The organism is Rhodococcus sp. KRD175, assembly GCF_017168275.1.
Taxonomy (GTDB): Bacteria; Actinomycetota; Actinomycetes; order Mycobacteriales; family Mycobacteriaceae; genus Rhodococcoides; species Rhodococcoides fascians.
The window spans coordinates 32,232-50,551 of sequence record NZ_JABFAQ010000001.1 but is presented as its reverse complement, the minus strand read 5'-3'; the positions used below and the strand labels follow the sequence as shown (position 1 = coordinate 50,551).

16 protein-coding genes and 1 tRNA gene are annotated in these 18,320 nt (G+C 66.0%); 6 read left to right on the top strand and 11 right to left on the bottom strand.

What is annotated here, in order from left to right:
- Positions 1-21: 21 nt before the first annotated feature.
- A complete protein-coding gene (locus tag J1M81_RS00260; RefSeq protein ID WP_032407866.1) occupies positions 22-489 on the bottom strand; it encodes a 2-isopropylmalate synthase in 468 nt (155 codons plus the stop codon).
- A 229-nt stretch (positions 490-718) separates the two neighbouring features.
- On the opposite strand from J1M81_RS00260, the gene J1M81_RS00255 reads away from it, so the two are divergent.
- Positions 719-1,921: an ATP-binding protein gene (locus J1M81_RS00255; RefSeq protein WP_032407865.1), complete on the top strand. Its 1,203-nt coding sequence runs from the start codon at positions 719-721 to the stop codon at positions 1,919-1,921.
- Positions 1,922-1,931: 10 nt separating this feature from the next.
- On the opposite strand, the gene J1M81_RS00250 is transcribed toward J1M81_RS00255, so the two are convergent.
- Positions 1,932-3,113 (bottom strand): alkane 1-monooxygenase, encoded by a 1,182-nt coding sequence (locus J1M81_RS00250; protein WP_052060806.1) that lies wholly within the window; start codon positions 3,111-3,113, stop codon positions 1,932-1,934.
- A 167-nt stretch (positions 3,114-3,280) separates the two neighbouring features.
- On the opposite strand from J1M81_RS00250, the gene J1M81_RS00245 reads away from it, so the two are divergent.
- Positions 3,281-4,147, top strand: a complete 867-nt coding sequence (locus J1M81_RS00245) for an alpha/beta hydrolase (protein WP_032407864.1) — start codon at positions 3,281-3,283, stop codon at positions 4,145-4,147.
- A gap of 30 nt (positions 4,148-4,177) precedes the next feature.
- A complete protein-coding gene (locus J1M81_RS00240) occupies positions 4,178-5,026 on the top strand; it encodes a patatin-like phospholipase family protein (protein WP_032407863.1) in 849 nt (282 codons plus the stop codon).
- A 16-nt stretch (positions 5,027-5,042) separates the two neighbouring features.
- Here J1M81_RS00240 and J1M81_RS00235 read toward each other — a convergent pair whose 3' ends face one another.
- A complete protein-coding gene (locus J1M81_RS00235) occupies positions 5,043-5,951 on the bottom strand; it encodes an amidohydrolase family protein (protein ID WP_206497429.1) in 909 nt (302 codons plus the stop codon).
- The gene (locus J1M81_RS00230; protein WP_048318810.1) at positions 5,938-6,624 is read right to left on the bottom strand and encodes a dienelactone hydrolase family protein; all 687 of its coding nucleotides are present in this window, start codon (positions 6,622-6,624) and stop codon (positions 5,938-5,940) included. Before J1M81_RS00230 ends, J1M81_RS00235 begins: the two co-directional genes overlap by 14 nt.
- A 106-nt stretch (positions 6,625-6,730) precedes the next feature.
- On the opposite strand from J1M81_RS00230, the gene J1M81_RS00225 reads away from it, so the two are divergent.
- Entirely contained in the window at positions 6,731-7,708 is a 978-nt protein-coding gene (locus J1M81_RS00225) for an NADPH:quinone oxidoreductase family protein (protein WP_206497428.1), read from the top strand.
- Between the two features lie 21 nt (positions 7,709-7,729).
- Here the strand turns inward: J1M81_RS00225 and J1M81_RS00220 are convergent, their stop codons facing one another.
- Positions 7,730-9,085 carry an AarF/ABC1/UbiB kinase family protein gene (locus tag J1M81_RS00220; RefSeq protein WP_206497427.1) on the bottom strand — a complete coding sequence of 452 codons (1,356 nt, stop codon included), beginning with the start codon at positions 9,083-9,085 and terminating at the stop codon, positions 7,730-7,732.
- On the bottom strand, positions 9,082-9,645 hold the full coding sequence (locus J1M81_RS00215; protein ID WP_204856737.1) for a TetR/AcrR family transcriptional regulator: 564 nt from the start codon (positions 9,643-9,645) through the stop codon (positions 9,082-9,084). The genes J1M81_RS00220 and J1M81_RS00215 overlap by 4 nt, the downstream gene beginning before the upstream one ends.
- Positions 9,646-9,748: 103 nt before the next feature.
- On the opposite strand from J1M81_RS00215, the gene J1M81_RS00210 reads away from it, so the two are divergent.
- Complete coding sequence (locus J1M81_RS00210) at positions 9,749-10,366, top strand: DUF998 domain-containing protein (protein ID WP_206497426.1); 618 nt, start codon at positions 9,749-9,751, stop codon at positions 10,364-10,366.
- On the opposite strand, the gene J1M81_RS00205 is transcribed toward J1M81_RS00210, so the two are convergent.
- Complete coding sequence (locus J1M81_RS00205; RefSeq protein ID WP_206497425.1) at positions 10,349-11,128, bottom strand: enoyl-CoA hydratase/isomerase family protein; 780 nt, start codon at positions 11,126-11,128, stop codon at positions 10,349-10,351. The two genes, J1M81_RS00210 and J1M81_RS00205, sit on opposite strands and share 18 nt — an antisense overlap.
- Before the next feature lie 72 nt (positions 11,129-11,200).
- Between J1M81_RS00205 and J1M81_RS00200 the strand changes: the two genes are divergently transcribed.
- Positions 11,201-11,274: transfer RNA gene (locus J1M81_RS00200), tRNA-Met, on the top strand.
- A gap of 72 nt (positions 11,275-11,346) precedes the next feature.
- On the opposite strand, the gene J1M81_RS00195 is transcribed toward J1M81_RS00200, so the two are convergent.
- The 4 genes from J1M81_RS00195 to J1M81_RS00180 all read right to left on the bottom strand — a co-directional run bounded on the left by J1M81_RS00195 (position 11,347) and on the right by J1M81_RS00180 (position 18,313).
- Positions 11,347-11,985, bottom strand: coding sequence for an LON peptidase substrate-binding domain-containing protein (locus J1M81_RS00195; RefSeq protein WP_206497424.1), 639 nt, complete (start codon positions 11,983-11,985; stop codon positions 11,347-11,349).
- Complete coding sequence (locus tag J1M81_RS00190; RefSeq protein WP_032401005.1) at positions 11,982-12,911, bottom strand: alpha/beta fold hydrolase; 930 nt, start codon at positions 12,909-12,911, stop codon at positions 11,982-11,984. Before J1M81_RS00190 ends, J1M81_RS00195 begins: the two co-directional genes overlap by 4 nt.
- A 111-nt stretch (positions 12,912-13,022) precedes the next feature.
- On the bottom strand, positions 13,023-15,608 hold the full coding sequence (locus J1M81_RS00185) for an alpha/beta fold hydrolase (protein WP_206497423.1): 2,586 nt from the start codon (positions 15,606-15,608) through the stop codon (positions 13,023-13,025).
- A gap of 182 nt (positions 15,609-15,790) precedes the next feature.
- Complete coding sequence (locus tag J1M81_RS00180; protein ID WP_206497454.1) at positions 15,791-18,313, bottom strand: ABC transporter permease; 2,523 nt, start codon at positions 18,311-18,313, stop codon at positions 15,791-15,793.
- Between the last annotated feature and the right edge of the window lie 7 nt (positions 18,314-18,320).

The window sequence follows — 18,320 nt, the reverse complement described above, 5'->3', positions numbered from 1 at the left end:
AGTTCGCGGCGTCGGCGGCAGCTATCGATGCAGCAGATTGGCCCCGGCGATGATGGCCCGGATCGACGACAGGGTGGCGTCGAGCTCGATGGACATCGACCATTCGCGGCGACCGTCGTGCTCGGCCAGGACGAAGGTGGCGGTCTCGTCGCCGATGCGCTGTTGGTGGAACGAGAGGATCTCGATGCGGAATCCGGCGTCGTGGAGCATCGACGTCAACGCCTCGATCGGTCCGTATGTTGTTGCGGCACAAGCGAAGATGGTGTCACCGATTCCGAAGGTGGCGTCGAACGTCATCTTGCCCCCGGTGGACCCAGTGCCGGACCAGGAGCCCAGCCGGAGAGGCCCGGTGGTGGGCGAGAAGCGGTCGACGAAGGCCGTCCACGACAGGTGTTGCCCGGAGATCTCGTCGCGCATCGTGCGCGGCAGGGCGCAGCCGAAGCGGGCATGGAACGGATCTGTGGCGAAAGTGGAAGCAAGTGAATTCATGAGGGTGGTCCTGGCGAATGTGAAGGGAGGACCGAGAGAGCACGACGACCCGCAGCGAGGGGTCGGTCCGAATCAGACCCCGCTACGGCGGCGTACTACGAGAATGCGCTTCACGGAGCCGACAGTAGCCCCGGCCTCGGGCGTCCCGCAAGTATCGAACGAATACGGATCTCTAGGACACGAGCTAGATGTCCGCATATATCGCACGATTCGTTGTAACTTTGGCCCCATGGACCCCGTGCGTAACCCTTACGCTCCCGGCGCAGGCCAGCGCCCACCCGAGCTCGCCGGTCGAAAGAAGCAGCTCGACGCCTTCGACGTCGTACTCGAACGCATCACCCGCGGCAGGCCGGAACGCAGCGTCGTGCTCACTGGGCTGCGCGGCGTCGGCAAGACGGTGCTGCTCAATCACCTCCGATCCGCGGCCATCGCGCGCGGTTGGGGCACCGGCAAGATCGAGGCTCGCCCCGACCAGGAACTGCGCCGGCCCCTGTCGTCGGCGCTGCACATGGCGGTACGCGGCATTGCGGCCTCGCATCGAGACCCCGAACGCGTCGACGAGTTTCTCGGCGTCCTCAAGGCCTTCGCGCTGCGCGCCACCGCGGACAAGGGGATGCGCGAGCGGTGGCAACCGGGCATCGACGTCCCGGCGAAGACCGGCCGCGCCGACTCCGGCGACATCGAGATCGACCTCGTCGAACTGCTGCTCGACGCTTCCGCTCTGGCCGGGGACGTGGGTGTGGGTATCGCCATCTTCATCGACGAGATGCAGGACCTCGGTCCCGTAGACATCTCCGCACTGTGCGCGGCCTGCCACGAACTCAGTCAGGACACCGCGCCGCTGATCATCGTCGGGGCCGGACTACCGCACCTACCGGCCGTGTTGTCGGCATCCAAGAGTTACTCCGAGCGCCTGTTCAGCTACCACCGAATCGGCAGGCTCGAGCGAGCCGCAGCAGATCTCGCGTTGATCGCGCCGGCCGACCGCGAGGACGTCGAATTCACCCCCGAGGCACTCGACGCGTTGTACGCAGCCGCCGACGGCTACCCCTACTTCGTGCAGGCCTACGGCAAAGCGACCTGGGATCTCGCCGCCGACAGCCCGATTTCCGCCGAGGATGTGCGCGTTGCCGCTCCGACGGCTGAGGAGGAACTGGCCGTCGGATTCTTCGGTTCGCGCTACGAACGCGCGACGCCCGCCGAACGCGAATACATGCGCGCGATGGCCGAACTGTCGGTGGACGACGGTTCGGTACCGACCTCGGCCGTGGCCACCGAGCTCAAACGCAAGCCGGCATCGCTGTCGCCTGCCCGCGACGGCTTGATCAAGAAGGGCCTGATCTACTCGGCCGAGCGCGGCACGATCGCGTTCACCGTGCCGCATTTCGGGCGCTACCTGAGAGCGCAAACCGACGAGCCCGCCGCGGTCTGAGGCGTCGACCCTACGACTGCGCTCGCGCCCCGGTCAGCTTCTCGAGGCGGCGGACCGCTGTGCGATCGGCGCGGTCGACGTTGACGAGGCTCGGGTCGCCGTCGTAGAAGTCCATCAGGCGCTGATCCATCACCTTGCGCCACAAGGGCGGAACCATCGCGCAGAAGATCATCACCGCGTATCCGGCCGGGAGTTGCGGGGACTCGTCGACGGTTCGTAGTGCTTGGTAGCGGCGCACCGGATTGGCGTGATGGTCGCTGTGACGTTGCAAGTGGTAGAGAAACAGGTTGCTCCACAGGTGATCGCTGTTCCAGCTGTCCCGGTGCGAGGGTTTGGCGTAGCGCCCGTCCGGACGCTTGGTGCGCATCAGGCCGTAGTGCTCGAGGTAGTTCGCTGCCTCGTACAGGACGATGGCGATGGCGGCTTGAATCAGTAGGTACGGCAACACGATCCAACCGAACACTGCGATCAGTGCCCCGAACAGAACGATGCTCATCGCGGCCGCATTGAAAAGGTTGTTGCGCAGCGTCCACAGTGACGAGCCCGACCGCGCGAGTCGACGGGTTTCGAGATCCCAGGCCGAATGCAGACCGTGGATCATCGTGCGTGGCAGAAACTTCCAGAACGATTCACCGAATTTCGCCGACGCCGGATCCTCGGGGGTGGCGACGCGCAGATGGTGGCCGTGGTTGTGCTCGACGTAGAAGTGGCCGTACAGCGTCTGCGCCAGAGTGACTTTGGAGAGCCACCGCTCGACGTTCTCGCGCTTGTGCCCCAGTTCGTGCGCGGCATTGATGCCGACGCCGCCGACCACGCCCACGGTGACGGCCAGACCGATCCTCTCCGGTGTGCCGAGTGGGCCGTGGGCCCACAGGTAACACGCGGCCACGAGTCCGGCGTACTGCAGCGGGAGGAAGAGGTAGACGCACCACCGGTAGTACTTGTCCTTGTCGAGTGCTGCGAGAGCCTCGTCGGGTGGATTGCTGCGATCGACGCCCGCGAACTTGTCGACCAACGGCAGCGCGATGCCCATGATCATCAGCCCGAGTGCCCAGAATGCGCCGGGTCCGAGGAGTGTCACCAAGCCCCACGCCAGGAACGGGCTCAGCGGAATCGTCAGGCCGAGCGGCCAGAGATAACGCTTGGGATCGCGCCACGTCGGCGAGGCCCCTGCGGCGTGGTTGTCGGGCATGCGTGAACTCACTCCTGATCTTCGAGGCTGCCCACGCGGTACGAGGGGGTGCGGTGGTGGTCTGTCACAAGTACATCGCCACGCCTCTGAGGATAGTTACCTAGACGAATCTGTGGGGTTCGAGCGATGGGCCGTCGAAGGCGTCGCGGTCCTTGTACGGTGACCGAATGCAGCATGTCGAGTCGTCGTTCGCCGGGGTACACGGAACTCGTATCGTCTACGACGTCTGGACCCCGGACGTCGCCGCCGATAATCCGCCTACCGGCGTTCTGGTGCTGGCCCACGGCCTGGCCGAGCACGCAGGACGGTACCGACACGTGATCGAGCGGCTCGGCTCGCTCGGCCTCGTCGTCTACGCACCCGACCACCGCGGGCACGGGCGATCCGGCGGCAAGCGAGTCTCTTTGGCGAAATGGTCGGACTTCACCGACGACCTGCACACACTGTTCTCGATCGCGGCTGACGAGCACCCCGGCAGCCGCACCTTCCTCCTCGGACACAGCATGGGCGGTGCCATCGCACTGTCCTACGCCCTGGACCATCAGGGTGATCTGGACGCACTGATGCTGTCCGGGCCTGCGGTCAACCCGTCCGTGGGCCAGCCGAAAGCGTTGGTCGCGGTGGGTGCAGTACTCGGCAGGTTCCTGCCGTCGCTGCCGGTTCTGAAACTCGACCCCAACGACGTCTCCCGCGACAAGGCCGTCGTCGACGCCTATGTCGCCGATCCGCTGGGCTATCACGGCAGCGTCACGGCCGGTCTCGCGGCAGCACTGTTGCAGGAGAGTCGTACGTATCCCGCCAGATTGCCGTCGCTGACCATTCCGGTGTTGCTGCAGCACGGAACCGCAGACCGGTTGGCCGACGTCTCGGGCAGCGAGCTGATCGCCGAACTGGCGGGATCCGAGGACCTGACCTTGAAAACCTACGACGGGCTGTTCCACGAAGTCTTCAACGAGCCGGAGCAGGAACGCGTGCTCGACGACCTGATCACGTGGTTACGTCCGCGGGTCGGCGGCGGGGCTGTAAGTTCCTGACGGGTCCAGCGGAAGAACGGGGTTACGACCATGGCCAGACGAGCGCTCGTATTGGGCGGCGGCGGTGTAGCGGGCATTGCGTGGCAGACAGGCGTCCTTCTGGGACTGGCCGAGGCCGGGGCCGATGTCAGCGACGCCGAGATGTTGCTCGGAACGTCGGCCGGTTCTTCGGTGGCCGCTCAGATCTCGAGCGGCACCCCGGTGTCGGAGTTCTTCGAGCGTCAGGCGGACGAGTCGAAGCAGGACAACGAGCCACACGCCGAGGCCACCATCGACGAGCTCGTCACCATGTTGGCCCGAGCAGCCCAGAACTCGGACGGCAGTGCGCTGGACACCCGCAGGCGCATCGGTGCCGAAGCTCTGGCGACAGCGACGATCAGCGAACGGGAACGACGAGCCATCATCGCCCGTCGACTGACGACGCACTCGTGGCCCGACCGTGATCTGCGGATCGTCACCGTGGACGCCCTGACGGGGCGCCATCGAGTACTGGACCGGGGATCGGGCGTCGAGCTGATCGATGCCGTGGCCGCGAGTTGCGCGATCCCGGGCATGTGGCCGCCGGTGACGATCGGCGATCACCGCTACGTCGATGGCGGTATCCGTGCGAGCGAGAACGCCGATCTGGCGGTGGGTTTCGAGAAGGTGCTGGTGCTCAAGGTCGGCGCACTCGACCTGGAAGGCGACCCCTTCGAGGTCGAACGGGGAAAATTGGTCAAGGGCGGCTCGAAGGTGGAAGTGATCGTTCCCGACGCGGATTCGTCGGCTGCGATCGGACCCGACCCCACCGACATCGCCGTGCGCGCAGCGGCGGCAATAGCGGGCCGGGCGCAGGGCACCGCCATCGCCGAGCGTATCGCCGAATTCTGGGTGGGCTGAGACCCGCGAACGGGACTCAGCCGAACAGGGCCGTGCCGTTGCTCCAGCACACGGCGCGGACCCACTCGTCACCGAGTCCGAGACGGCTCACCGCCTGCAGCGCGTCCAGGTAGGGGTACGGGATATTCGGGAAGTCGCTCCCGAACAGAATGCGATCCTGGAGGTCCAGCAGGCGCGGCATCTCGTGCCGGGGAAACGGCGCAGCGGCTTCGGAGAAATCCGTGAAGGCCATGGTGGTGTCCAGACGTACGTTCTCGTATCGATCGGCCAGATCGAGAAAGTCGACGTACTCGGGCATGCCCATGTGCGCGACGATCAGCGGTAGCGTCGGAAACCGCTGCAGCAGAGCGGCGATCGGCTCGGGGCCGGTATACGAGCCGGGTGCCGGTCCGGAGCCGCAGTGGATGACCACCGGAATCTGCGCATCCGAAATGGTGCCCCAGACGCCGTCGAGCAGCGGGTCGTTGGGCGAGTAGTTCCCGACCTGAATGTGCGACTTGAAGATTCGGGTTCCGTTCGTCACCGCCTGCTCGACGTACTGCGTGGCTCCGTCCTCGGGATAGAACGTCGCAGTCTGCAGGCAATCGGGGGTGCGAGCCGCGAAGTCGGCACCCCAGGAGTTCAGCCAGGCCGCCATCGCAGGTTTGTGCGGGTAGATCATCGACGTGAATCGCCGCACGCCGAACCCTCGAATCACCTGCAGCCGTCGGTCTTCGGCGAAGCGGTACGAGATGGGCCAGACGCTGCCCGTCAGCGGGCCTGCGCTGTCGAAGTAACTCCATACCTTGTCCATCACGTTCTTCGGCATGAAGTGCGTGTGGACGTCGAACAGGCCGGGCAGCGCGAGCTCGGTCCAGAACGCGACGATGCGTTCGGTCTCCTCCGCCAGTTCGGCGTCGGAGCGAGGGTGCTCAGCGTGCGACATGCGCGTCGAACCACTCGAGGGTCTTGGTCCACGCGTCGCCTGCGGCTGCGGCATCGAACACGGCAGGGCGGTCGTCGCAGTGAAAGCCGTGCTTGCCGTGGGGGTATCGGGTGATCTCGGTGCCGACCGGTGCCGTGGCGGTGATCTCCCGCAGTGTCTCGACGTCCTGGAACGGAATGCCCTCGTCCAGATCTCCGAAGAAGCCGTGCCACGGTGTCTGGAGGGCGTCGCCCACCGAGGCCATCGCGGGATAACCGAAGCGGCCCTTCGTGATTCCGCCACCGTAGAACGTGGCGGCCGCACCGAGTTGCCGTCGAACCGCGGTATGGAAGGCCACGGTCCCGCCCATACAGAAACCGACGATCGCGATGGACGAGGGCTCGAACCCCAGTTCGGCCAGCGCACTCGCCGCCGCGTCCACGTCGGAGTCCACCTCGTCCGCCTCGAGTTTCCCGATGGCCGCCATGGCGGAATCCATGTCCGAGTAGTCGAGCACGCTCACACCCTCCTGCCGGTGGAACAGATGCGGAGCCACGGCTACCCAGCCTGCGGCCGCGACCCGATTGCAGACGTCGACGATGTGGTCGGTGACCCCGAAGGCTTCTTGGATGACGATGACGCCGCCGCGGGCGGTGCCGTCGGGCGAGACGACGGTGAGGGGAGTGGTGTTCACCCCTCGATTGGAGCACATCACCAGGAGTGGATGCCGGTAGCGGCGGTGAGTACAGCAGTTTTGTACCGTGGCAGGCAGGGAACGATCCCGACCGAGAGGACACTTCATGCGCGCGGTACAGATCTCCAGTCTCGACGGACCCGATTCGGTGACCGTTGCCGATATCGACGAACCCACCGCGCGTGATGGGTCGGTGGTCATCGAGGTCAGGGCCGCGGGCGTCGCGTTTCCCGACGCGTTGCTCACCCGTGGGCTGTACCAGTACAAGCCCGAGTTGCCGTTCGTTCCGGGCAGCGAGATCGCCGGCATCGTGCGGTCGGCTCCGGCGGATTCCGGCTTCTCGGCCGGAGACCGCGTGGCAGCGTTGACGGGGCTCAGCGACGGTATGGCAGAGGTCGCCGTCGTCTCGCCCGACACGGTGTTCGCGTTGCCCGAGTCCGTGCCGCTCACTGCGGGCGCTGGCTTGCTGTTCAACGATCTGACGGTGCATTTCGCGTTGCGCGAGCGCGGCCGCTTGGCGCAGGGCGAGACGGTGTTGGTGCACGGCGCGGCGGGCGGGATCGGAACCTCCGCTCTGCGAATGGCTCCGGTGCTCGGGGCAGCACGGGTGATCGCAGTGGTGAGCTCGGAAGCAAAGGCAGACATCGCGCGAGCCGCCGGAGCCACCGACGTCGTACTGGTCGACGGCTGGAAGGACGCGGTCAAGGAGCTGACCGGCGGCCGTGGCGTCGACGTGGTCGTCGATCCGGTGGGCGGTGACCGGTTCACCGACAGCATCCGTTCGCTCGCGCCGTCGGGCCGAATTCTGGTGTTGGGCTTCACCGGTGGCGAGATCCCGACCGTCAAGGTCAACCGTTTGCTGCTGAACAACGTCGATGTCGTCGGCGTCGGCTGGGGTGCATGGTGGATGACGCGCCCGGGCTACCTGGCCACTCAGTGGGCCGAGATCGAGCCGCTGCTCGCGGACGGTTCGCTCGTGGCTCCCGAGCCGTCCGTCTTCCCCGTCTCCGACGCGGCAGCAGCGATCGCCTCGCTCGAAAACCGAACGGCAGCAGGCAAAGTGGTACTCGACTTCAGTCTGTGATCGGGTGCGCGGGCTGCCGGATCACTCCGGCAGCTCGATGCCCCGTGCCTCGGAAAGCGCCGCGATCTCGGCGGGAAAGACGTTCTTGAACACGAACGGGTCGGTGCCCAACGCCCAGTTCGGTGCGAGTTCGATGGCATACCTCTCGAAGTAGCCGAGCTGCTTGGCCACCAGGATCAGTTCCTCGGGACTCGACGTCTTGTACTGCTTGCCCATGCCGACCAACGCCCGGATGAAGTCCGCCAGGCTGAAGTGGGCGAGGGTGGCCGAGAGCATCGGCGCGAACACCGACTGCAGAATCGCGCCGACTTCGGCGTCCGAACCCATCTGCGGGGCAACGATTCCCAGACGTTTGACGGTACCGGCGAGGCGGGTGAAGTCGCCGTCGATCACCGTGGCGTGGAAGAGGTCGAGCAACAACGCGCGCCACTGCTCGTCCACCTCGCCCATGACGCCGAAGTCCAGAAAAGCCACTCTGCCGTCGTCGAGCACCCAGACGTTTCCCGCGTGCACGTCGCCGTGGAACAGGCCGTGCAGTACCAGGGCCTCCATCCAGACCTTGGCGGCACGGCGGACGATCAGCTCCGATTGCTCACCGGGCCGGTACCGGTCCAGCGGAGAGCCGTGCATGCGTTCCATGCAGATCACGCGTCCACCGCAGTAGTCGAGAAACACCTCGGGTGCGGTGACGTGCTTGTTGTCGCCGAATGCCCCGATTGCACTGCGAAAGCTGTGCTGGCGCTTGGCTTCCACTGCGCTGTCGAGTTCTGCGAACGTCGCGGCGTGCAGGTCGACGATGATGGCCGACGCGTTGGCCGTGGCGAAGAACGGAATGAACTTCTCGAGACCGCGCGCAATGAGATACGCGATTCGCAGGTCGATCTTCATGCGGTGGTAGATGCCTCGCCGCTGCACCTTCATGACCACTTCGCGGCCGTCGTCGCGGCGCACGCACAGGTGTACCTGGGCGACCGACGCCGACGAGAGAGGTACGTCGTCGAACGAGGAGAACAACTCGTCGACGCTCCGGCCCAGGTCTGCCTCGATCACCGCGCGGGCCTGCGCCCCGGGAAACGGCGGCACCTCGTCCAGACATCGCAGACAGGTGTCGGCGAGGACCTTGGGAAACAGTCCGGGCGACGAACCCATCAGTTGCCCCACCTTGACGAAGGTGGGGCCGAGCACGAAGAACGCGTCGACGACGGCCTTGGAGGCGTGAACCGGCCAGCCGCGCCGCGGCGCACGAACCCAGCGGCCGATGGCGATGAACTGAAAGTACGTCAGCACCGATCCGATCACGATCAGTCGCAACAACTCTCGTATCCCGAAGGTCTTCAGCTCGGGTGCCGGCTTCGGCGTCGTGTCGTCAGGTGTCATGCGTGCACTCCCGCCGACACGCGTGCGGCCGAGGCTTCGAGTCGGGCCAGCACCCGGTCGAATCGTGTGGCATCGTCGAAAGCCCTCGCCAGCACCAACGCCCCCTGGATCCCGGCGACGATCTCTTCGGCCAGTTCGGCCGCCGCGTCGCCGTGTCCGAGCCGCTGCAACACCGGAGTGAGTGCCTCGATCCACTGGGAGAAATGCGCGGCGACACGGCTGGAGAAGGTGGCACGCTCGAGCCCGAGCGTGAACGCGCCGAACAGGCACACCAGGCGATTGGACCGAAAATAGCGGGCGGTCTGCTGAAACATGTCGTGGGTCGTCGACGCCGCGTCGTCTCCGTGTCGTAGCGGCTCGAAGACGTTGTGGTGGAACCACAGCTCGACGTCGTCTAGGACTGCCTCGGCCATTTCCTGCTTTCCCCGCGGAAAGTAGTGGTAGAGACTGCCTTTGCCGAGTCCGGTGCATCTGCTGATGACCGCGAGGGACGACCCGTCGAACCCGTGGTCGCGGAACACTCCTGCGAGTATCGGCACCACGTCGTGGCGATCGCTCATGAGGCGGTACTGTACCAATCGGTACAAGCCCGGTGCATCGGGGTCGCCGGGAGTGGAGCCTGCAGAATGACCCATCGGGTATCGGGCAGTGAATACTGCAGTGGTGAAGCGATCGACAGTTCTGGCCGCCGCGGCGTTCGTCGTCGGTGGGTGTACCTACCTCGCTGCCGAAGCGGTTTCGGCGCTGGGCTGGACCGACCGACCGTACAGCTACGCGCGCAACAACATCAGTGACCTCGGGATTCCGGACATCTCACCGTGGCACCCGGTGATGAACACCGGCTTTGTGGTCGACGGCACGCTGTTCGTTCTTGCCGGCCTCGGATTGTCGGTGTTGTTCGAGGGTCGAGCGCGCTGGATCGTGCTGGGCACGTCGGTCGTGCACGGCGTCGGCAGCATCGTCGTCGGGCTCGCGCATGCGTCGGTCGACGGAGCATCGACTCCCCATGCAGCGGGCGCGGGTATGGCGATCATCGGTGGAAACCTGGTGCTCCTGGCTGCAGGCCGGTACGGCGGACGCGTCGGCGCACCTCGGTGGTACACGGCGGCCAGCGCCGTCGCCGGTGTCGCGGGGCTGGCCGGTTTCGCATTGTTTCTCGCCGATACCGGCATCCTCGGCGGTGGAGCGTTCGAGCGGATTTCCGTCTACACCATCATCGGATGGGAGATCGTCACCGGTGCAGCACTTCTCGCGCGGGCCCGGCTATCGAAAGTTCGGTGATTCCTTGGCGAGGAAGGCCCGTACGCCCTCTCGGCCGTCGGCCGACTCGAAGGCTTCCTCGAACACCGGCAGTGCGCGTCGTGCCGGTTCGTGCGGTGACTGGCCGAATGTGAGCGCGAGAGCTCGCTTGTTCGCGTGCACGGCCGAGCGGGACTTCGCGGCCAGCAGGTGTGCCAGGTCCAGTGCCATCGACAACGACCCACCGCGTGGAGCCACCCTGTTGATCAGACCCCATTCCAGAGCTGTCTCGGCAGAGATGGGCTCGCCGAGCAACACCAGTTCGGCTGCGCGCGACTGACCCACCCGCCGCAACGCACGCATGGTCCCGCCACTGCTGGGGACGAGCCCCAGATCGATCTCGGGCAAGCCGAGGCGGGCACCCGCGTCGGCAACCACGAGATCGCAGCACAGCGCCATCTCGAGCCCACCGCCCAGGGCGAACCCGTCGATCGCAGCGACCGTCGGGAGCGGTAGGTCGGCCAGTAATTCGAGGGTCGCGTTCTCGACATTGCTCTTGCGTTCGAGGACGTCGCCTGCCGCCTTCATCGCGGGCATTTCGGAGATGTCCGAACCGGCACTGAACACCCGGTCGCCGGTGAGCACGACGGCCCGGACGGAGGAGTTGTCGGCCAGCTCGCGAAGCATCGCCCGCAGACGTCGCGTCGCAGGCTGGGTCAAGGCGTTCACCGGAGGGTTGCTCAGCGTGATCTGTGCGACCGCCTGGTGTGGAAAAGACAGGACGGGTGACGACTCGGTGGGCATGAAAGAACCGTAGAGCGTTGACCTGGCGATTGGGAGTCTGCCACGACGGCATGTACCGTGGGTATCACCCGACGCGGGGTGGAGCAGCTCGGTAGCTCGCTGGGCTCATAACCCAGAGGTCGCAGGTTCAAATCCTGTCCCCGCTACTACGAAGATCAGGTCCGGCACCGATGGTGCCGGGCCTGATTTCTTTTCTGGGTTCGCCGGATTGGCTCCGGTCAGGGCTGAAGTCTGAATTGCACGACGGCCGTGACGTTTTCGATCGCGTCGTCGAGTGCCTCCAAGCGCGACGGGGCGTCCGGTGCCGACAGGATGTCGAGTCGGTCGGACTGGCCCATCGGGATCAACGAGGCCAGTGACCAGATCTTCTCGGCGGCCGAAATCGGGAGGCTCAGAAAATCCGGAACGCCCGGCGTCACGATGTCCCCGGAGGATTCGAGCCGACCGATCAGCTCGTACAGATCCTCGACCTTGGCCCAGGTGGCGGCGAATTGCGTGTCGGCGATGACGGCATCGACGTCTGCGTCGGGCCATGCGCGAACGTCGGCCAGTGGGTAGGGGTCGTCCGGGAGCCACGCGTCGATGCGGATCCGTTCGCCTCCGACGCATTCGAGCAGATACCTGCCGTCTCCGATGGCCTCGTGACCGATGATGTGGGCGATCGTCGCCACATCGTGTCGGACGTCGCCGCCGCCTGCTTCGTGCCCCCGGGCAATGAGAACGACGCCGAAACGGGGATCGTCCATCTTCAGACAGTCCTGTACCAGTGCCTGGTATCGCGGCTCGAAGATGTGCAACGGGAGACGTTCGCCCGGCAGCAACACGCTGCCGAGCGGGAACATCGGGATGACGCTCACGGGCGCTGCAGCGGCATGGCTGCCGGGGTGATCTCCGTCGGCGCGCCGGTGTCCGCGTCGCTCGAGTCGGTGTGGTTGGCGGCCAGGAACTCGTCCAGTAGCCGGAAGAAGAAGTCCGGCTCGTCGAGCTGCGGGAAGTGGCCGGCGTCGGGAAATATCTCGACGCGACTGTTGGGTACCTCGCGTCGGATGTTGTCCGCATGCTTGGCGGGAATCATGCGGTCCTTGCCGCCCCAGATCAGCAGCGAGGGAATGGACTCGAACTTCTCGAAATGCTGCTTGGCACTGACGGTTTGGCCGCGAGGACCCACGACGGCCCGCGTCGACGCCAGAAATGCCTCCCGCGTCGACCGGTCTGCGACCGATCGGAACGAGCGCCACGTCTCGGCCATGCTGGGGCCGGGCTCTACCGGAACCCCCCACTTGCCCAGTCGAGCCAGCACACCTTCGGTGTTCCTGCGGAACCAATCCGAGGCCAACATCGGAAGCACCAGTTCGCTGCCGGGTAGCGTCGCGGCCTTGAGTAGCAGGCTCACCTCCGGGCCGAGCCCGCCGCTGCTGACCAGCACGAGGCGATCGACCCGTTCGGGAAAGAGGTACGTCATCTGCATGACGATGCCGCCGCCGAGCGAGTGGCCGACCAGTGGTGCCGAGTCGATGTTCAGGTACTCCATCAGGTCGCGGATGGTGGCCGCGTGCGAACTGAGCGAATAGTCGCCGGACGGTTTGTCGGAGTCACCGTGCCCGAACAGGTCGGGTGCGATCACCCGATACCGGTCCGACAGTCGCTCGATCTGCGGGCCCCAGGACTTGTGCGATCCGAGCAGCCCGTGGACGAGAATCACGGGCGGCCCGTCGCCGATATCGACGTACCGCAAGACGTCCTTGTGTAGTTCCACCGACTGCAGTTCGTACGATGCGCTCATGGTCGACCTCCCTGTCTCGGTTCGGGCCGGTGGCTCGGCTGATTAGCCGTCCGGCACAAACGTACAAGCTGTGCCGCCACCGCGACAGGCCGTCGCGGTCGATATTCCCAGTCAGCGCGCGTTGTCGACGGTGTCGTCGATGATGTCGGCCAGTTCCTTCGCGATCGGTCCGCGCAACATGTTCGCGTGGTGGCCGGTGATATCGACGAATGTCAGCTCGCCGTGAGCGACTGCTCGCCACGACCGGAGGTCCTTGACGTTCTCGGTGGTGCGAACCACAGTCATCGACCCCGACCACGGAGTCGGCACATGCTTGTTCAACGCCACGTACCCGATGCTGGCGAACACCAACCATTCCATGGTCGTCGGATACCGCAGCAGCCCAGCGAATTGCATACGCAGCCACAGCGCGGCCGTACCGGCACGGCCCAGATGGAACCCGGCGTCTTCTCTGGTCGGTGCGGGCGGCGCTGCCGGGACAGACGTACCCCCGGGAAGCCGGTCCAGGAGATGACGGAACAGCCGGGTGTCGAGAAGTAGCAGATGCGGGGTACCGACGCCGGAATCTCTGATCTTCTCTGCCATCGCGATGGCGATCCAGCCGCCGAGCGAGTGGCCGACAAGATGGAACGGGCCGTCGGGGGCCACCGTGCGGATCGCGTCGACATACCGTGCCGCAGTGGCTCTGATTGTCCGGTCCGGTCGCCCGCGTGTGCCTCGGCCGTGTGCCTGCAGGGCATAGACGGGACGGTCGGCGTCGAGGTGCTTGACCAGATCGAGAAACGCCATCGCGCCCACGCCGGCACCACCGATCAGGAAGATCGGAGCTCCGGTACCCCCGGGGCGCAGCGGGACCAGAACGTCGTGGAGACCGGACGAGCGCCGACGTGCGGCGGCGGCGTCGCGAAGCCGAGCGTCGACGGTGGTCGCCAGCGTTCGCACGGTGGTCGACGCGAACACGTCCTGCGGATCGAGTTCGATCTTCAGGTTCTCGCGCAAGTGGGCGAGCATCGCCGTCATGGTCAGAGAGTTGCCACCGAGTTCGAGGAAATCCTCGTCCCGCCCGATGGCGTCCAGTCCGAGTGCAGTGCGAGCGGCCTCCGCGACGATGTATTCGGTGGGGCCGACCGCGGTGCGTTCGACGCGTCGGTCGGACGGCTCGGGCAGTGCTCGGCGGTCGATCTTGCCGCGTTCGTTGCGGGGCATGGCGTCGAGCGCAACGATGTGGGTGGGCACCATCCATTCCGGCAGGGTTCGGCGCAGGGCGGCCCTGATGTCGGCCTGGCTCGCCCGGACGGCCCGGTCGGAGCAGATGTACGCGACGAGGTCGGTATCGGCGCCGGATCTCCTGCCGATCACCACGGCATCGTCGATGTTCGGCAGCGCGCGCAGTGCTGCCTCCACCTCGGCCGGTTCGACGAGGTAGCCGCGTACCTTGACTGCGTCGTCGATGCGCCCGGCGAGCTGCAATGTTCCGTCCTGATCGAACCGGCCCAGGTCGCCGGTGCGGTAGCGGAACAGGCCGTCGCCGAGGGCAGCGAATTTCTCCGAGTCCACGCCGACATCCTCGAGATAGCCGTCGGCCAGGCACGCCGACGTGACCCGCACCTCGCCGATGACGTCGGGTTCGCACGGGGAGCCATCGGCAGCAACGACCTCGACGAGCTTTCCTGCGACGGGAGTGCCCGCGGGCAGAAAGCCGGACGGTAACGCACGGTCGAGGGGGTACTCGCTGAACGCGACGGCCCCGGCCTCGGTGGTCGCGTACCAATTGACGAGTGTGGCGCGGTTGTCGGAAGCCAGGCGGAAGCGGCGCGCGTCGTCGGCGTGCAGTGATTCTCCGTAGGTGGTGACGACGCGCAGCGTGGGTACGGTGACCTGGCCCGCGACGGCGCGCAGCAGCGACGACGAGCAGTGCAACGTGGTCAGCGAGTGGTCCGATACCCACTCTGCGATGCTGCCGACCGTGCCGGATCGAGGGTCACGGCAATGAACGGTGGCACCGCTGAGCAGCCCGGCGATCAGAGTGTTCAGGCCCGCGCCGAAACTGACGGGAAGGGCATCGCCGACGCGATCGTGGGTGCCCAACCCCAGCGCGGTCGACACCTCGTACGCCTTGGTCAGGCACATGCGATGACTGAGCACGACGCCTTTGGGCGTACCGGTCGATCCGGACGTGTAGTTGATCACCGCGGTGTGGCCGCCCGAGACCGTCGGCAGCGGTACGCAGGAATCGACCGCTGCGTCGACGGTCGCCGAATCGAGGATCGAGGCCTTGGCCTGTTCGACGATGCGGTCGCGGCGCTCGTGGGGTAGTTGCGGATCCAGCGGAACCAATGGATGGCCTGCAGCGATGACGGCCAGCATCAGCACGATCGAGTCGACCGACGCATCCGCCTCGACGGCGAGGGGGCGATGATCGGACGGGCGCAGGGCAGCGATCTTGCGCGCCTGCGAGTACACGCGATGCAGCAGCTCGTCGAAGGTCAGTGACGTACCCGCCGCGTGCAACGCGGCTGCGTCCGGCATCGCGTGGGCTACCTCGCGGTAGCGCGCCATCAGCGTGTCGCGGCCGTCGGGACGACACAGCGGGGCGAGCGCGGATCGTGTCGGCACAGGTCCCGTCGCCGCAGCTCGGCTCGACACGGATACCGGCGGCACAGATCGGGTCGGCGCGTACGCGTCCTGAATCGTCATGATTCTCCTTGCACGAGCCCGCCCCGCGAGGTAAAGGTTCGTTTGCGGTACACAAACCTACTTGAAGACTGTTTTACCACCCCTAAAGTAGACGCGGGCCGTCTTTCCGCGCAAGCCGAAAACCGGACATTTCGTAACGAACGGGTGTCGTTACGAAATGCCCGGTGTCGGGGCGACCCTGATCAGAGGTCGGCTATCGCCTCCAGTGGTTTGGTGCGCGCGGCCCGAACGGCAGGCCACAGAGCAGCCAGCACTCCGACCACCGCGGACCCGAGAAGCATCGCGACGACCTGCCCCCAGGGCACCGTCATGGCACCCAGGCCCTCGTCGCGCAAGGTCTGGACGAAGCCCCACCCGAAGGCGATGCCGAGGGCGACGCCGACGATGGCACCGAACAGGGCGATGAGCAGCGACTCGAGGTAGATGATGCGCCGCACCTGCGGTCGCTGCATTCCTATCGCCCTGAGCATGCCGATCTCGCGTCGACGTTCGACGACCGACAGGGCGAGGGTGTTGACGATGCCCAGCACCGCGATGACCACGGCCAGGGCGAGCAGTCCGTACAGCACCGCGAGCAGTGTGTCGATCTGCTGGCCTTGGCTGCCCTTGAACTCTTCGACGTCCTGTACCTGCACCACCACGGACGGTTTGGTCGCAGCCTCGAGGTCGGTGCGCAGCGTACCGAGATCGGTTCCGGGCGCGGCTTTGACGAGGACCAGCAGATCCGACCGAGTGATGGACGGCGTGACCTTCTCGTAGATGTCGCCCGAGACGATCCAACTGCCGATCAGTGGGTTGTCGGTGAACACACCGGTGACGGTGACGGGAACCGAAGCTCCGTCGACGGAGTCGAACACGACCTGGGTGCCGATGTCCCAGCCCTTGGTGGACGCCTCGGTCTCGGACACCGAGAAGCCGTTGCTCTCGAGGTCTGCGGTGCCCCGAACCATGGACAGGTCGAGCAGTCCTTCCGGGGAGCCGTCGATGGCAGCGCCGAATTCTTCTTCTCCGGCGATCGTGACGAACACCGGATGCAGCACAGCGGTGCGTTCCACCCCGCGGACCTGTTGTGCGGCTGCCGTTGCTCCGGCCGGCACACCGATCGACTGTGGACCGGACAGGATGTAGTCGGCTTCGACGCCGGTGTCGACGAGCGAATCGACACTCGCCTTCGCCGTCGACCCGAGTACCCCGATGACGGTGACGAGCATGAGGCCGAGCATCAACGCGAATGCGGTGGCTGCCGTGCGGCGCGGATTGCGCACCGAGTTGGTTCTGGCCAAGCGACCGATGGCACCGAACGGCCGGGTGAGGACGGCCCCCAGGGCTCCCACGACGGGCCGTGACAACGACGGTGCGGCCAGGGCCGTGGCCACGATCGCCGCCACCGCGCCGACGCCGACGGTTGCTGCGGCAGCGCCGCCGGTCGACTGAGCGCCGATGACTATCGCTGCCGCTCCGGCAATACCCAGTCCGACGCCGACGAACGTCCGGGTTCGCAGGGTGTCGCCGGCGGACGCGAACTCCTCGCGCATTGCGGCCACCGGTGGAATCTTGGCTGCTCGCCGCGCCGGTGCGTAGGCGCTGAGGACGGTGACGATGATGCCCACCGCGAAAGCGACGACGACGGTGCGTGGTTCGAGGGCGAGAGGGCCCGACGGCAACCCGAGGTCGAAGGCATTGAGCAGAGCGCGCAATCCGTACGCCAGTCCGACGCCGCCGGCGAACCCCAGCACACTTCCGATGACGCCGACGACGACCGCTTCGAGTACGACCGAGCGACTGACCTGCCCACGGCTGGCTCCGATGGCGCGAAGCAGCGCCAGTTCGCGTACCCGCTGAGCGACGATCATCGAGAACGTGTTGTAGATGATGAACGTGCCGACGAGCAGTGCAATGGCACCGAACGCGAGCAGGAAGTACGTGATGAACGACAGTGCCGACTCGACCTCGGCCTTGGTTTCGGCCTGGACGTCGGCAGCGGTCTGCACTTTCAGATCCGGGAACGCGGCGGCGATCTCGTCCCTGAGGTCGCTCTGCGTCTTGCCCTGTGCGGCGAGATCGTTGCCCGCGACGTCGATGTACTGCACGTGCGCACCGTCGGTGAACAACTCGTTCGCCTGGCTCTGCACAAACTGAATCCCGATGAAACCACCGGATTCTGTTGCAGTGGAATAGATTCCGGAGATCGTGATGTCGGTGGTCCCCTTGGACGGCACGAGTACCTGGGTCGCGTCGCCCACCTTCAGGCCCGCTCGATCGGCACCGCCGGCGTTGATCGCGACCTGGCCGGGCGCGGTAGGGGCCGAGCCGGAGACGAATGTCGCCGGATCGCCGAGCCGCTGCTCGTCCGGCAGGTAGGACTCGCCGATCGTCGGTGCACCGCCGGATTGCACTGCGGCACCGTCTTTACCCAGCAGAACGAGTTGTCCTCCCACGTACGGGGAGACGGCACGCACGCCGGGAAGCGCCGAGATGGCGGCGATGTCCTCGTTGGGTACTCCGCTCGATCGCGCATCCTCGGGGGCGACTCGAACGTCGGCTCCCTGTGCGGTGTCGGCGAACAGTGACGAGAACGTGCGCTGCAGCGTGTCGGTGAAGACGAACGAGCCTGCGACGAAAGCGGTTCCGAGTACGACGGACAGAACTGTCAGTGCCAGCCGAACCTTGTGGGCGGCAAGGTTTCGCAGCGACACCTTGCGCATGGGGTTG